Genomic DNA, 16,123 nt, shown 5'->3' on the forward strand with positions numbered 1-16,123 from the left:
TACGTGATGATCCAGCAGCATAGTCTAGAAAGTTTTCATAGCGAGTTTTTACAAGAAATATATTCAGAAGCTGAAAGCCGTGACATGATGCGATCAGCTGTATTTCTTGAAAAGGTATGTGAGATTCTTGAGGCTACAGGAGATGTAGGTAGTAATTATGCTGTTGCAGAGTATCAAAAAGTTGGTATGGAAGTTCATGGTTATGATTATGATAGCGAACGGAAATGTCTTTACTTAATTGTTAACCAGTTTTTTCAAAACGAAGAAATTAGAACTCTCACAAAAGATGATATTCAAACCAAGTTTAAAAGGCTAAAAAGTTTTTTAGAGAAATCTGTTAACGGTATATATAAGGATATGGAGCCAGCTTACGAAAGCTATGCGATGGCATATGAGATTTATAATTGGTATGAAAATAGAGCAATTGACAAAATAATTATGTTGGTTCTTTCTGATGGTAAAGCTACAAGAAGCTTAATAAATCTTGAATCTGAAGATGTAGACGGTATTAATATAGAATATAGGGTAATTGATATTGAATATCTCTATAAGGTATATCTTTCAGAAGATGAGTCAAGTGGATTTAATATTGAAACGTCATTACCATTTCTTAAAATTAAAGGTGCAACTGAATCATATGAATCATATTTAACTGCTTTAAATGGTGAACAAATAGTCGATATATACGAAAAACACGGAAAAAAGCTGTTTGAAAAAAATGTTAGAACTTTTCTACAGTTCAGAGGAAATGTCAACAAAGGATTAAGAAATACTATTAAGCAAAGCCCAGAAATGTTTTTTGCTTATAATAATGGTTTAACAGCAACAGCTAGCAACGTAGTTATCTCAAATGACAAGATAGTTGAGATAGAAAATCTACAAATTGTCAATGGTGCACAAACGACCTCTGCTATATATGCAGCTTATAAAAATGCAAATAAAAATGAACATATAGAACTATCCAATATCAGTGTGCAAATGAAACTATCTGTAGTTAGAGATACTGAGTTTCAAAATGAATTTGTTAAAAACGTTTCTGAATATGCCAATACCCAAAATAAGGTTAATAAGTCTGATTTCTTTTCGAATAGTCATTTTCACCAAGAGTTTAAGAAACGCTCTTTAAGAATTTATGCTCCAGCAATAGATGGTGCTCAAAAAAGGACTCTTTGGTTTTATGAACGTGTAAGAGGTGAATATTTAAATGAGCAGGCTTATAAGAGCATTTCTGAAAAAAAGCAGTTTAAAATTGATAATCCTCCAAAACAATCTATAGACAAAACTTTCTTATCAAAATCTGAAAATAGTTGGTTTATGAAGCCTTATATTGTAGCTAAAGGTGCTCAGTATAGCTTTGTTGAATTTGCTGAACACATGACTAAAAAAATGGAAGAAAATGAAGGTGTTGTTTCGGATGAATATTTTAAGCGAGCTATTGCTAGAATCATACTTTTCAAGGCGATAGAAAAAATGATATCAAGCTCTGATTGGTACGGTGGTGGCTATAGAGCTCAAACGGTTACTTATACTATCGCTTACTTAGCTTTTTATGTTGAGAATGTTAAAGATAAGTACTTAGATTTCAATCTTATTTGGAAACAACAGAAGCTACCAGAAACCCTTGAAAAAGCTATTAGTATAATATCTGAAGTAGTATATAGTCGTATCACATCACCGCCTCATGGGTCTGCAAACATAGCCCAGTGGTGTAAAAAAGAAGCATGTTGGCATGATGTGCAAAAATTAAACTTAAGTTTGGATTTAAAAGGTGTTCTGATAAGTAAAGCTGAGAATAAAATTAGATCTATCGATGAAGAAAAGGATCGGGTTTTAACTCAGGGTATAGAAATACAATCATTTGTAATTAAAACTCCTATAGCTTCATGGAAAAATATATATAACTACTTATCTGAAGATGAATTTGATGGGTTAAGACTTACAGAGATTTCTATTTTAGAAAAACAAGCAAATAGCGAGTTAGGCTTGCCATCTGAAAAACAAAGTAAAATATTATATAAAATATATAATAAAGCAATGGATGAGGGATTTATTATATAGGTATTCCTTAGGGTTTAAGTTATTGCACAAGATTTCTAACTTTCAATTTAATAACTTATTTTTTAAGACTATCGTAGAAAACTAGTCCAACTCTTACTTACCGCATTATTATATTTGATTTAAATGGCGTTTTTAATCGCTTTTATTAAAATGCTATTCATATTATTTTAAAAATAGATGGAAATGCTCTTAATGTAATTTCTGTCTTCTATAAACTCTTCTAAATGGTTGATACGGTAATAAATAAACTGTCTCACATCAAGCCTGTTATAAAATCTGACTGAGTCAGTCTAAATAATATTATAAGGCTTTAATTTCTCTATTATGATAGAAATTAAATTACGGTCTCTGATGTCGGGCATAATACAAGCATATGTTTTACCACTATGCTTGAGTCGTTCAGAAACACGAAATTTATTATCAGCAAACCAAACACGTTTACCTTTGCATCTGCCTCCAAAATAGCTCTCATCCACTTCTATTCTTCATTCAAACAGTCCAAGATCATAAGTCAGAAGTATAAGCCAGTGACGGTAATAGCTAACTGTCATTTTATTAACACCCATTAATTTTGCTACTGTTCTTGCTGTAAAACTGACAACAAATAATTAAATAATCTTTTTTACCAACGTAATTTAATCTTTTTCATAAACCTATGCTAGATTATTTTACTTAATTATGAGAGCCGATAAAAAATATTAAAGCGTCAGTTAGTGTCGCCCAAAAAGGGATAGACAGTGCAATGTAGCTGGTGTTAATAGTATAATGACAGCTTTTATCATGTACGTTTACAAGTGGTGTCTAAATGAATAAGCTCGATAACAGTCCTAAAATTATTTCTTTGTTTTCTGGTTGCGGTGGACTCGATTTAGGCTTTCATCAAGAAGGGTATGAAACTGTCTGGGCTAATGACTTCGATCATTGGGCTTGTGAGACATTTAAGAAAAACATAGGGGATGTAATCGTTGAGGGCGATATAGAGCAGATAGATCCTTATGATAATAACTCTATTCCAGATTGTGACATTGTACTTGGAGGCTTCCCTTGTCAAGATTTTTCCATGATATGGAAACGACCAGGATTAGATGGTGAGAGAGGGAACTTATATAAGAGCTTTCTGCGCGTAGTAGATGCAAAGAAACCAAAGGTGTTTGTGGCTGAAAATGTTAAAGGTCTCTTAACAGCTAACAATAAAAAAGCTATTCAACAAATTGTTAGTGATTTTGAGAATATAGCTCCAGGCTATAAGGTTAAAGTCAAATTATATAACTTTGCAGATTATGGGGTTCCGCAGCTAAGAGAGCGTATTTTAATAGTTGGCATACGCTCTGATATTGACTTTGATTTTGAACATCCTGCTCCTACTCACTCCGCAAAAGATAGTGAGTTATTACCTCATGTCACTGCCGGTGAGGCATTAGCGAACATTCCTAACGATGCTAAAAATATAGAACAGCAAAACTTAAGTCCCAAAACAGTCGAGAAACTAAAGCTGATATCAGCTGGTGGTAATTTTACTGATATACCAAAAGATCATCCTTTATATGTAAAAGGTATGATTAGCCATGTGTATAGAAGAATACATCCGGATCAGCCTTCAAAAACAATTATAGCGGCTGGTGGTGGTGGAACTTGGGGTTACCATTACCCTGAGCCTAGGTCACTTAACAATAGGGAACGTGCAAGACTTCAGTCTTTCCCAGATGACTTTGAATTTGTTGGTACTATGACTCAGGTACGAAAGCAGATTGGAAATGCCGTTCCCCCACAAGGTGTACGTGAGCTGGCTAAAACACTAAAGAAAATTTTTGAATGAGAGTTTTATAAACTAGAGGTCTCTATGAGTAGTTTAGTTTTCTCCAATTTCTATCCAGCTAAGATTACTGAAAGTAATATCAATAAGGTATTACTAGATCTCATAGAGTACTCATCGAGAATTATCATAGCGTCTGGATATATATCTAATGATGCTATGGTTGAGATCAATAGGATCGTAGAGACTGATATTGATAGAATTAAAGAGCTATCGATATTTATTGGTATGCACTATATAGAAGGATTCACTAAGCAGCAGTATTATTCTTGCGTTAAGCTCAATGAATTGCTTGTAAGCAAGGAGATTGGTGGGATATACGTTTCACCAACTATGAAGTTTCATGGGAAAATATACAGCTTTGTTTCTAAAGAAGGAATTCATACAAGCCTAATAGGCTCGGCCAATCTAAGTTCTTTCATTAAAAACTTAGAGCGTACTTATGAAACGATGCTTATAGCAAAAGATGACGAGATAGCAAAGGATATATACGACAAAAATCTAAAAATATTCGAAAAATTGGGCATTAGAATTGATATAGCTAAAACTATCCAAGAAGAAGACTTTATAAAATCGAGGATAGACCTGTCAAGCTTCGATAATGTAAGTAAGATCGACCAAATAGAGATGTCGGAAATCTTAAGCCAAGATTCAGATTACTGTTTTGAAGTTGAGGTAAAGACAGAAGAAAAAAGCAATTTGAATGCTTTTTTTGGGAAAGGTAGAGTGAATACAAGAGGTTTTGAGGTTCCAAGACCATGGTATGAGGTAGAAGTTGTAGTTTCAAATAGAGTGACTACTCTTGCAGGTTATCCAAAAGATAAGACTTTTAAAGTAGTTACTATGGACGGATGGGTTTTTGAGTGTAAAACACAGGGAGACTACTCTAAAAATCTAAGGTCAACTGTAAGCCTTTCTATATTGGGTAAATGGCTCAAGGGGCATCTAGAAATGAGTGGGTGTCTTAAGACTGGCGAAATGGTTACAGATCAGGTTTTGAGCGATTACGGTAGGAATCACTTGACGCTAAGATCAACCAGTCAGCCTGATCTATGGATAATGGAATTTTAATGAATTACTTTAATAAATATATGCTTCAGTTTGAACAAGATAAAGATTTTCAAGATTCAATCTTAAAAACTAGGGATGACTTCCTAGAAAAATCTAATAACATTCACAAAGATTACATTAATTATTTGCTTTTAGGTAACGTCCAAAGCGGAAAAACGGCGCATGTTTTAGGGATTATATCTGAGCTTGCAGACCAAGATATCAAGCTATTCTTCTATCTAACAACAGATAGTGTGGATCTACAGACTCAGACAAAATCTAGGATAGAAGAAAACCTATTAAGCTTTATGGTTTTAGACGAGAACGATCACCATTTGTTTGATACTTCTATGAGAGGGAATAAGCCTCTAATAATCGTTTTAAAGAAAAATAGTAGGGTCTTAAAAAAATGGCGAGATAGCTTACTTAATAAAGATTACCTGAAAAGCTATCAAAGCTATATCATCGACGATGAAGCCGATGCAGCTAGTTTAGACACAAATCAATCAAAGAAAACCGCTAAAAAAAGTAAGATTAATGAGCTTTTAAGTGACATAAAAAGCTCGACTATTCAGTGTTTCTTTATACAGCTAACAGCCACACCACAGTCAATTTTATTGCAGTATAATTCTTCAAGCTGGAAGCCAGATGAAGTACAGTATTTTAAGCCAGGAGAAAAATATATAGGTGGAAACTTTATCTATACAGACCCTCCTAGCAATGTTGTAAAATTTATAGACTTCGATATTTCCGAAATTTATGATGAAACTGCTGCAGTAGATAATGATTTAACTAATGCACTTCTAACATTCCTTATTACTTGTGCGGAATTTGAGATGAATGGGAAGGGCAACTGTAATTTTATGATTCACCCCAGTCATAAAACAGAGATTCACTCTCTTTTCGAAAGCAAAATCAGAGAAGCCTTGAACCAAATTATACATAGCATCAATTACCCTGAAGATCAGTCTTTGAAAGACCTAGTCAAAGAAGTGTGGCTAGATTTAAAAGCGACAAAACCAGATATAAACCATATAGACGACTTGTACTCAAAGTTTATAGAGATAGTACAAAGAGAAGAAGTTAAAGTATTAACCATTAACTCAAAGTCGGATGATGAGCTGAAATTAGATTCGGGCTTCAATATCTTAGTAGGTGGCAACGTCATAAGTAGAGGGTTAACTATCCCTAAATTACAGACGGTCTACTACTGTAGAAGCTCTAAAAAACCTAATGCGGATAATTTTTGGCAACATTCACGTATTTTTGGTTATGATCGAGACAAATCCTTAATCCGACTTTTCATGCCTCAATATGTATACAAGTTTTTTACTCATTTGAATGATGCAAATAATGCTCTGATCGAGCAAGCGTTAGATAGAGATAATAATAACTATCAGTTTTTCTATCCAGACAATATATCTCCAACTAGAAAAAATGTTTTAAATAAAGATTTTTATGTCGTTAAGGGTGGGAAAAATTACTTTCCTTTATACCCAAATGAAAATAACTTAGTAACCACTAACGATGTTCTGTCGCAGATTAATGAGCTTTACAATACAACAAATGAAGGGATTTTAGAGCTGTCCACAGACGATTTGATAAATGTATTGGAGTCATTAGGAAGTTTTGATGTTATCGATTGGGACTTAAGCACCTTTATCCAAAGTATAAGAGTGCTGTCCACTAAAAGACCTACAATGAATAATATTCTAATATTAAGGCATGATCGAAATCTATCAAAGGGCACAGGTACAATGCTTTCACCAGATGACAGGAAGCTAGGTAAAAGATATAGCAATGATATAGTAGTGACTTTATATCTTATTAAAGGAAATAGGGACAAAGGTTGGAGCGGCACAGACTTTTGGATGCCTAATATTAAGCTACCTGAAAACTTAGATTTTTGGAATGCAAGGTAATATATGAAATGGTTTCTTTTAAAGAAGTGTTTTATTGTCTGCATAGTTAAGAGCTATGCTGTCAAATCCTTACAACTAAACTTGGGAGATTTTAGTTACGCAGCTTGACGATAAAAGTCAAACCACACCTGTCTTGGCGATTTATAGCCCAAGCTCTTTTGAATCTTATTCTGATTATAATGCAACTCAATATATCCAATGATATCGCTTATGGCTGTAAATCTTGTTTTATAGTCTTGATGATACACTAGCTCGTTCTTTAATATGCCTCAGAAGCTTTCTATGGGTGCGTTGTCAAAGCAGCTACCTTTACCTTTAGCATTCATTGAGCCTTTAAACTGATGCTGCTTGATGATTTTGTGATATGCGTCTCTACAGTAGTGACTGCTTCTATCAGAATGCACAATTAGCCCTTGGCTTGGCCCTTTATTTTTGATTGCCATATTGAGTGCACGGCATACTAAATCTGCTGTCATGCGCTTATTAATAGCATAGCCGACCAGCGGTAATCATCCCATAAGACACTTATTAAATAGAATTAAGCTACCTAACTCAAGTAAATATGTTTCCGATATACTTGGGATGGTTACCGTTCAATTTAATTTTGAGTAAGATGAATAGCTTTACAAGATTCTATAAAGTGCCAGTCACCATGCCTATAAAGGCTTTAAAGAATTAGATTATGCTGATATATTTTAAAGGATTCTCATAGTGCCAACAGCAGATTTTCAGCTTAACTTTCTAAAACGCATTCAATGGCTTCTTGAGTCTAGCTCTTACACCTCTACCTATAAATTTGCCTTATTAATGGCAACGGCCAACCTGGCTATAGAGTCTGGAGTTAATGACGACAGAGAATGCAGTATTTCTTATCAGCAGTTAGCAGAGCAGTTTATACAGCTTTATTGGATACAAGCGTTACCATTCTCGGATCAAAGTAGTGACTCTGTACTCAGACAAAGCAGTACAACAGGTCAGGCTAGTGTTATTAATAGCATTCTAAATTTGCAGCATAAAGCTAAGACCAACAATCTAAGCATAGCTCGTACACAAAATGCTAAACTCTGGCAATCAACTATCAAAGATATTGCTTCAACCATCAAAAGGTATCCTGCAAGATATCTACAAAGTGCAGAAGACAAAGTTTGCCGTGAGTTCTTATATACTTATAACGCCAAAGAGAAAGTGATAACTTTAAAGCCTGGCATTGCATACTGTTTTACACGTTTTAGTAAGATAATTAACAAGCTCTGCCAACAATATTGGACAGAGTTCGTGCGTAAAAACCGTCATAACCAAATATACTTTAGTGATGATGTTGACCTGCAACAATTTTTATTTCATCAATCAAGACAAAGTTTAAAGGTCTTGGAGTCCATATTAATTGACGCTCAACAAGGGCAGTGCTTCTATTGTCATAAAGTTTTAAAAAATAATATTGAAGTGGACCATTTTATTCCTTGGTCAAAATATCCCGTTGATACTACTCATAACTTTATACTCACTGACCATAAGTGTAATAACAGCAAGCGTGACTATCTTGCTGAAGAATTGTTTTATGAAAAATGGTTAAAACGTAACCAACAATACGGACATACTATTGAGCAAGAAGCAAAAACCATAGGCTTTATAACCAACCAGCAACGCTCAGAGACGATTAGCCAGTGGGCTTATCAAATAGCGGTGGAACATGAGGATTTGGTCTGGTCGCCAAAACTAAGTATAAAGTTGCGGCCAATTAATCCTGGTTTACTCCCAAAGCTTCGAGCCTGATAAATAGATATGTTACCTTATGACCAATCAAATCTCCAAAAGCACCTTTCATTATTATGATAAAAATGCCGTTGAATTTGCTTGTCAAACGGTAAGCATAGATATGCATGATTTATACGAGCTATTTCTTAATCAATTACCTCAAAGAAACACGCAGTCTATTTTAGATGTGGGCTGTGGCTCAGGCAGAGATGCAAATTACTTTTCTAAACGAGGTTATGACGTAACAGCGATGGATGCCAGCGCCGAGTTAATTCAGTGGGCTCAGCAACATCATATGTCGAGCAGAATTAATTGGTACCACTTAGATTTTAGCAGTATTGACAAGCAGGGTTGGGATATTAAGTTTACTGGTGTTTGGGCTTGCGCCTCATTGCTACACGTACCTTTTCTCGAGCTACCTTGCATTATAGTATCATTATTAATAACCTTGACTGATGAAGGCGTAATGTACTTATCATTTAAATATGGTGAAGGGGAGCGAGTAGATAATGAGCGCTTCTTTTGTGATATGGATGAAGCACGCTGGAAAACCATTGTTACTAAAATAACGCAAGTGATTGAATACGATGTCTGGTTGTCGGCCGATAAAAGAGCCAACTGTAAAGATGCGTGGTTTAATGTGATAATCAAACGAAAGAATAATCATATTATAAGTTCTACAAGACGATGAGTAACAACTGACAATAACTGATATAAAACTTGGTAGGTAGATATGAGTGAGTCAATGGAGCTTTTAAGGTTGTTTGAATTAGATAGCCGAATGAGTAAATTCCAAAACTTATTTAAACAGCTCATTTATGTTTTGTCAGAAGAAAACATTGAGTATGTCATTGTTGGCACAGTTGCATACTCAGAGTATGCAACTCCTCGTGCGACCACCAATATTAATTTCATGATCTCTGAAAGTGACTGCTATAAACTTGAAAGCGTTCTTAAAGAACATGGGGTTGACTTTATATGGAATGCCTACCAACAGCTCATCATTGCTGTCAAAGATGATAGTGATGAGACTAAAAAATATCCTCTCGCACTTTCATTCCAAAGCGCCCCTAAAGGTCTTGCATTTAACCACTCGATATCTAAAGAGATATTTGGTGTGGCTGATGTACCTGTCGCTAGCCCTGAAATATTAGTGGCGTTATGGTGTCTGGCGGTGAGTAATGGTAATTCTAAATCTTATTACGATGCCCAAATGATGATTAAGCTACAGTTGGCAGACGTTGATAAGTGTGTAGCTGTGATTGAAAGTCTTCATGAAAGTAATGCCAATAAAGTATTGCGCTCAATTCTCACAGGGAATGCTATATATGTCGATACGATCAATATGGATGAAGCGCTTATTATGCCATCTGATCTGTTCCAAACTCATGAAGATATTGAGCTGGCTAAAGCTCATCGCTACCAAGCGGCGCAAGAGCGTCGGCGTAAATTGTATGAGGGGATACAACAGGTAAAATAATACAATGGTTTTCGCTTTTATTATACTGAGCTTATAAGCCGGTGAAATGGGCGAATAATAAAAGCGCTAGCTTGATGGTACGCATATTTAAGCGGAATGCTCTAAAGCATTCTTACAAGCTTCAGCCAAATAAGGATCTACCGTATCTTGTTTTAGTAGCCACTTAAGATATCCAGCCCCATCAGAATTGGTCGCTAAATCTGCAATATTCTCTCCTTTATGTTTGCCAAAACTTAAGTGCGTAGGTATACGCGCCATTTCGCTAAACTCATATAAGCTCTTCACATCACTGATTTCATGACCTTGACTATTCGCCAAATCAATCAGACTACCAAGCACCAGCTCAGTGAAGTAAATATCAGCAATAGCAGCATGTGCATCTCTTGCTTGAGCACGTGCCACATCTCGGTGGAAATGATAGAGGAGGGACACTAGTTTATGGCTTTCCAGTGTAGGAAGAAGGAAGTTTGCCATGGCATTGGTACATATTAAATTAGGCGTATAGGTCACGCCAGCATTTTTAAGAACTGATATATCAAAATCAATATTGTGACCAATCAAGTACTCAACACTGCTAGGCAGTCTAAAATCTGTGTGAGGCGGCTCATCTGCCACATCTTCATCACAGATATGTGATATCGCCATTGACCCTAAACTGATTTCTTTAAGCGGGTTAAAACGCTTAGCTCTCGGCGCCTGCAACACAGTCACCTTGCCGTTAATGATATCAACAATAGAGTAGGCGGCCTCAGTCATGTGCGGTTCAATAAGCCCTGTGGTTTCGGTATCGAGTATGTATGTGGTCATAATAAGCCTTGATAAATATGAGGAGCTTAGTAGTCTGCTATAGGTGTTTCTATTATATCGGTCTATCCATTGATTAAAAGCTCCATGAAAAATGAGCCCGACTCGCAAATAGTAGGTAGTAATCTCGTAAATTTTCGGTATATTTCAAGAGAAGGTAAATAACTTTACTGTTACCATGGCTATACGCATCTGTTTACTTCCATATTATTTTGCCAAACCGTTTTTATCTTCGATGTATAGAATAACAGCTAAGCCACCTTCATACCCTCCATTACCAGCTTTATCAGGGAAAGGTACATGACCCTTGGTTTCAATGTATTTATCAAGACTACCTGATAATTTTCTCGACTGTTCGTTGTAGAGAGTAAAATTTTCCAATCCTATACTACGACCTTGTTCATCATAACTAACTCCGTTTTTAGCATAAGTTTTAATATCATACTCACCTTTATAACGATAAGAATTAGGAATATCTTTCCATTTTTTAGATAAGGATATAAAACCATGGCAATAGATATCACCATTACAAGCTGCAACTTTAGGAGCTAGTTTAGGATTCTTATATATCTTAGTCATTTCGGGTAAACCAGCAAAGCTAGAAACACTGACAATTGTTAATGCCAACGCAATAATTATTTTGTTCATTATTAATTCTCATAAAGTGGTCAGATATTGATATTAGCAGTAACTTGTTTCAATTACGACGACTTCATATAACAATCAGTATTTTCTGAGTGGACTATTCTAAAAAGAGAGTAGCAAGCCAAGGCCGTTCACATTCACAGGTAATAGCCTCGAAATACCTAATCCGAGAAAAATCACTATGAATTAGCCAATGCCTTTTTAGCAAAACCTTAAGAACATTTTACCTAGAAAATACGTTTATAGGTTGCCAGCTATACTGGTTTTTATAATAAACGTATGTGCGTATCATTATCACTGTCTTACTGAATAAGCATCCTTTAGGAGATGATATTTTTAAAGCACAAGCCTTTATCATTGCCTTTCAATGTAATGTCAAGAATAACGTGCAAAAAATAGTCGTATTTATTGGCTGCCCAAAGGCGCGTCACAATGGCAGTGCCTGACTCGCGACCATAATCTATTAAATAAGCTTATTGATCAGCAAGCACAACAGCAAGGCCGCCAAGCAGAGTTTGCAGACTATAACCGAGAGGGAGTGGCAGGGAGTCTATATAGCATTACCGAATGCTTTGTATTGACGGCTAATGACAGTTACTTAAGCGATGAAGCGCCAGAGAGCAACTCTTGCACTATCGCAGTTAATAGCGGCGACTGTATTATGGTTTGTACGGATGGTATTCATGACTTATTGCCAAGTCATAATTGGCAATCTGTCAGTGCGGAGGCAGATTTAAAGGAATGGCTAATCACTCTTAAAAATCAGGTCTATGATTAAGATGGCAGTGCATATGATAATGGCAAAACCATTTTGCTTAGTTTTGATTGAACCATTGTTTTAGTAATGAAGCTATAAACTTAACATTGAACGATTTAAGTGAGAAAACCATATGCCCACGCACCCAATCGCAAGCTATACAAAGTCGACACGTCTATTCATTTTATATCAATGTTTGCCTCGGAGTGAAGCTGATGCTATGTCATTAACAGAGCTTATGGTTGGTTATGGTGATGATTCAAATAATTTCGCTAATGAACGTAAAAACTTAGAGAACGATCTGATTGGCTTAAATCAAATATTTAACGATATTTTTTTATAGTGACGCCTTGGTTAGAATACCAGCGTGGGGGCAAAACATCAGTGGACAAACAGCACGATTTTTTATTGAGCCGAGCTTCAATATCGATATCATCAATGAGCAAACGGTGTTCTTTTGGGAGATGCTTGATAAATACACTACAAACTATTTGCCAGTATCTTTTAAGCAAAGTATTACAGATAAGCTCACCCAATTAGGTCGGCACAATAAGGATAGTTTCCATCAAACTAAGCTAGGGCAATGGCAAGATCATCTCATTACCTTACCGAGCATAGTACAAGCACCGACGCTTAATAATGATGTTATGGCAAGTATTCACCAAGCTTTGCTAAATAGACTGCAACTTAAAATTAGTTATCAAAATAAATGGCATGGCAGTTCTGCTGAGAGAGTCATCTATCCCAAAGGACTTATCTTTATTGACAATATGATCTATCTCACAGGGTTTAATCCTACTGATGATCATATCGATGATGAGGTACTGTTAAAAGCGCATCGTAATTTTGCCGTCAATCGTATCACTGAGGCAGTAGTCATAGATAAGCAAGTACCTGACTGGGTAGGGCGAGATATTTTTTCATTAGATAATTTGAATAAATTAGGTAAGTTAGAACCTACTGATAATGTTCAGATCAAACTGATTTTAAGGGTGCAAAAATATGCTTGTCAGCATCTTTATGAGCGTCCATTATCACAAGATCAGCAGATTGAGGTTGTCGATGATACTTGGAATCAAGTCAGCGCTACTGTGGCTAATACTAAGCGTCTGCAAGATTGGCTGGTGAGTATGTCGCAGCTGGCCGTGGTAGTAGAGCCACTAGCACTGAAAGCAGTTATTCTGGAGCGTTTGCATAGTGCATTAGAGTTGTATGGAGATTAAGATTTAGTTGTTAATGATGTGATCTTAAATTATTTAACGAAAAGGTTGCTTTTTAGCTTTAAAAGGAAGTTTAAAATGATAACAAAAAATACGATTACTATAGAGCCATGGATTACAGAGCTGTGGGCTTGGGCTGATAAGTTTGAGATATCTGAAGAGGATTTACCACGCAATAGAGAAGGTTTGTTGAACATAATAGATTTAGATATTCGTTCCAATCAACTTACTGAACTGCCTGAAAGTATCGGTAAATTAACTAGACTAAGACGATTAATCGTTAGTAAGAATCAACTAGATAGATTGCCAGACAGCATCGGTCAACTTATTAATTTAGAGTGTCTAGATATTAGTGACAATCCGCTCACTACGCTACCAGAGAGTATTGTTCAGCTTAAGGAGCTGGAGTTTATTACTATTGCTGAAGATGGTGCTACTAATAAGCTAGTTGATTTGTCTGCAGAGGTTACTGGTTTTTTACGGGGGTTAGGTCACGGTTGCAAAGGATGGAGCGATACTATTAAGCCCATTCGTAGCACTAGTATTCAGGAGTATCTACTAAGAAAGCAGCGTCTTAATCGGAATACTGTAGTAGATGAAGATACTGACCACATACCCCTTGAAAGTATCGATCGAGAAGCCCTACAGGAAGTAATCAAATGGGCAGAATTGTGCGATCTACCTAGCCATACTATTTCAAGAGATACTGATGAGCTGGTTAAACAGACTTCTTTATCAATTGATTCGTATACGCAGCCTATACCAAAAGCTATTGGTTGTTTGACTCAATTAAGAATCTTAATCTTTAATAGTTGCATGTCATCGGGTAGTGATGCCTGTCAAGCTGATGATATTCTACCAAATACTATTGCCAATCTAATCAATCTTGAAACGCTAAGATTAGTATGTAATGGCTTATCCTTTCTTCCGACTAATTTGCATGAACTAAAAAATCTAAAGACTTTAGAAATTACTTTTCATGATGTGACTACCATTCCTAAAGTACTGGCAGATATGAGCTGTAATATCAAGTTGCACCTGCATGGTAATCAAGACAAATTACCAGTTAACTTGTTAGATGATTTAGCAGATATCCGCTGCTTAACCGAACTGTCAACTAACGATGAACATTTAACGATATTACCCGATAATATTAGCCAACTTACAAACCTAAGAGTATTGAATATTACCAGTGGTTCCTTAAAACAAATCCCGCAAACCATTGGTGCTCTAACCTATTTAACTCACCTGACGCTACACTGCGAAGTGCTTGAGCATTTACCAGAGTCAGTAGGGCAGTTCAGCCAGTTAGAGGAGCTCATTGTCATTAGTGAAAAAATAGGACAGCTTCCTGATAGCTTAGCTAATCTAACTCGGCTACGCGGGTTAGATATCCCTGCTCATTTAGTTGATCAGTTACCGATAGGCATTATTGAAAGGTATCGCAATAATGAGTTGTGGATTAAAAATATTGCTTTTACAAAGTTGTACACGCCACAAATGAGCGAATATGACTTATCCCGTTATGGGTTTTTTCTTATTAGTGATAATTGGGATGAAAAATCACTAATTGATCTGAGGTTCAAAACAGCGCCAGAGTTCTTACTCGGTTTGCAGACGACTAAAAAAACTATTAAGCAATTTGATGTGGTGGATGGCATTATTATTTGCCAGCCTGATGAAGTGCAAAAAGTTATGAATATGTTTGAAACTACTTTCAATGAATTTAAGGGTAACGACCCTACAGATATTGAAAAGGCGCTAAGTTTTGCGAAACCTGCTAAGTTTATACAAGCTAGTGCATTAGAAATGTCTAAATCAGACCAAGTGCTCAGTCAGATTATTGATCAGATTCCTAAAGATATTACTATAAAAGATATGATGTTTAAAACTGAAAGTAACCGCCATTTTACGTTTGATGAGTTCGAAGTTATATCAGATACTATTGATAATATGGGTGTAGAGGATGAACATATTTTCTATAGTACAGAAGTTGTCGATAAGCCTAAGTACTGTTGGATGGGTATGATATATATGGTTTCGTAGTTATATTAAGTATAAATATAGCTGAAATAAAATTGTAGGCATCGTTGGCAAACGATTATCGCTTAAGAAGCAAAGAATATAGAAGGTGAGAGATATGAGTACAGCTTTGTTGAATGATTTTATCCAAGCTCAAAATACTGTTTATCCATCGGTTATTAACGAGTTAACTGAAGGGCAGAAGCGTACGCATTGGATGTGGTTTATTTTTCCACAGGTGAAAGGGTTGGGACACAGCACAATGGCTCGGCGCTTTGCAATAGGAAGTCTAGAGCAAGCAAAAGAGTATTTGCAGCACGACGTACTTGGAGCACGGTTGAGAGAGTGTGCTGAATTACTATTGTTGCATCCTGATAAAAGTGCTTTAGAAATTTTCGGATCAATCGATACGCTGAAACTACACTCTTCGCTTACACTGTTTACTTTAGCATCCTCTAATAAAAAATGTGTTTTTAACGAGCTTTTAGATCAGTATTTTGAAGGCAGTTACGATATAAACTCTATCAGAATGTTAAAGCAAATCAATGATCAGCAATCTAAGTGAATAAAACCGAACGAGAGTCTAAAAGGGGATGT

15 protein-coding genes and 1 pseudogene are annotated in these 16,123 nt (G+C 35.9%); 13 read left to right on the forward strand and 3 right to left on the reverse strand.

Annotated features, from left to right (window positions below):
• Nucleotides 1-6 precede the first annotated feature (6 nt).
• From H2245_RS10265 to H2245_RS10280, 4 genes are all read left to right on the forward strand, one after another.
• The gene (locus H2245_RS10265) at nt 7-2,058 is read left to right on the forward strand and encodes an AIPR family protein (protein WP_182407299.1); all 2,052 of its coding nucleotides are present in this window, start codon (nt 7-9) and stop codon (nt 2,056-2,058) included.
• A gap of 805 nt (nt 2,059-2,863) precedes the next feature.
• The gene (locus tag H2245_RS10270) at nt 2,864-3,874 is read left to right on the forward strand and encodes a DNA cytosine methyltransferase (protein WP_182407300.1); all 1,011 of its coding nucleotides are present in this window, start codon (nt 2,864-2,866) and stop codon (nt 3,872-3,874) included.
• Nucleotides 3,875-3,898: 24 nt separating this feature from the next.
• Nucleotides 3,899-4,942: a restriction endonuclease PLD domain-containing protein gene (locus H2245_RS10275; protein WP_182407301.1), complete on the forward strand. Its 1,044-nt coding sequence runs from the start codon at nt 3,899-3,901 to the stop codon at nt 4,940-4,942.
• The gene (locus tag H2245_RS10280; RefSeq protein ID WP_259365176.1) at nt 4,924-6,843 is read left to right on the forward strand and encodes a Z1 domain-containing protein; all 1,920 of its coding nucleotides are present in this window, start codon (nt 4,924-4,926) and stop codon (nt 6,841-6,843) included. The genes H2245_RS10275 and H2245_RS10280 overlap by 19 nt, the downstream gene beginning before the upstream one ends.
• 95 nt (nt 6,844-6,938) lie before the next feature.
• Here H2245_RS10280 and H2245_RS10285 read toward each other — a convergent pair.
• Nucleotides 6,939-7,346: pseudogene (locus tag H2245_RS10285) on the reverse strand (DDE-type integrase/transposase/recombinase); the annotation flags it as partial.
• 208 nt (nt 7,347-7,554) lie between these two features.
• Here H2245_RS10285 and H2245_RS10290 point away from each other — a divergent pair.
• Genes H2245_RS10290 through H2245_RS10300 form a run of 3 tightly spaced genes read left to right on the forward strand, consistent with a single transcriptional unit; the run spans nt 7,555 to nt 10,078 of the window.
• The gene (locus tag H2245_RS10290; RefSeq protein WP_182407302.1) at nt 7,555-8,616 is read left to right on the forward strand and encodes an HNH endonuclease; all 1,062 of its coding nucleotides are present in this window, start codon (nt 7,555-7,557) and stop codon (nt 8,614-8,616) included.
• A gap of 19 nt (nt 8,617-8,635) precedes the next feature.
• Nucleotides 8,636-9,289 (forward strand): bifunctional 2-polyprenyl-6-hydroxyphenol methylase/3-demethylubiquinol 3-O-methyltransferase UbiG, encoded by a 654-nt coding sequence (locus H2245_RS10295; protein WP_182407303.1) that lies wholly within the window; start codon nt 8,636-8,638, stop codon nt 9,287-9,289.
• 42 nt (nt 9,290-9,331) lie between these two features.
• The gene (locus tag H2245_RS10300; protein ID WP_182407304.1) at nt 9,332-10,078 is read left to right on the forward strand and encodes a hypothetical protein; all 747 of its coding nucleotides are present in this window, start codon (nt 9,332-9,334) and stop codon (nt 10,076-10,078) included.
• A gap of 87 nt (nt 10,079-10,165) precedes the next feature.
• Here the strand turns inward: H2245_RS10300 and H2245_RS10305 are convergent, their stop codons facing one another.
• Both H2245_RS10305 and H2245_RS10310 read right to left on the reverse strand, forming a co-directional pair.
• Nucleotides 10,166-10,885, reverse strand: coding sequence for a 3'-5' exonuclease (locus tag H2245_RS10305; RefSeq protein ID WP_182407305.1), 720 nt, complete (start codon nt 10,883-10,885; stop codon nt 10,166-10,168).
• A 204-nt stretch (nt 10,886-11,089) separates the two neighbouring features.
• Nucleotides 11,090-11,530, reverse strand: coding sequence for a hypothetical protein (locus H2245_RS10310; protein WP_182407306.1), 441 nt, complete (start codon nt 11,528-11,530; stop codon nt 11,090-11,092).
• A 278-nt stretch (nt 11,531-11,808) separates the two neighbouring features.
• On the opposite strand from H2245_RS10310, the gene H2245_RS10315 reads away from it, so the two are divergent.
• The 6 genes from H2245_RS10315 to H2245_RS10335 all read left to right on the forward strand — a co-directional run bounded on the left by H2245_RS10315 (nt 11,809) and on the right by H2245_RS10335 (nt 16,091).
• Nucleotides 11,809-11,973, forward strand: coding sequence for a hypothetical protein (locus H2245_RS10315; RefSeq protein WP_182407307.1), 165 nt, complete (start codon nt 11,809-11,811; stop codon nt 11,971-11,973).
• A gap of 92 nt (nt 11,974-12,065) precedes the next feature.
• Nucleotides 12,066-12,305, forward strand: a complete 240-nt coding sequence (locus tag H2245_RS12140; protein ID WP_259365177.1) for a hypothetical protein — start codon at nt 12,066-12,068, stop codon at nt 12,303-12,305.
• Between the two features lie 112 nt (nt 12,306-12,417).
• A complete protein-coding gene (locus H2245_RS12145; RefSeq protein ID WP_259365178.1) occupies nt 12,418-12,627 on the forward strand; it encodes a hypothetical protein in 210 nt (69 codons plus the stop codon).
• 7 nt (nt 12,628-12,634) lie between these two features.
• The gene (locus H2245_RS10325) at nt 12,635-13,507 is read left to right on the forward strand and encodes a YafY family protein (protein ID WP_259365179.1); all 873 of its coding nucleotides are present in this window, start codon (nt 12,635-12,637) and stop codon (nt 13,505-13,507) included.
• Nucleotides 13,508-13,582: 75 nt separating this feature from the next.
• On the forward strand, nt 13,583-15,550 hold the full coding sequence (locus H2245_RS10330) for a leucine-rich repeat domain-containing protein (protein WP_182407308.1): 1,968 nt from the start codon (nt 13,583-13,585) through the stop codon (nt 15,548-15,550).
• A 94-nt stretch (nt 15,551-15,644) separates the two neighbouring features.
• Entirely contained in the window at nt 15,645-16,091 is a 447-nt protein-coding gene (locus tag H2245_RS10335) for a DUF1810 domain-containing protein (RefSeq protein WP_182407309.1), read from the forward strand.
• Nucleotides 16,092-16,123: the final 32 nt, after the last annotated feature.

It is taken from the genome of Psychrobacter sp. GP33, assembly GCF_014119005.1.
Classification (GTDB): Bacteria; Pseudomonadota; Gammaproteobacteria; order Pseudomonadales; family Moraxellaceae; genus Psychrobacter.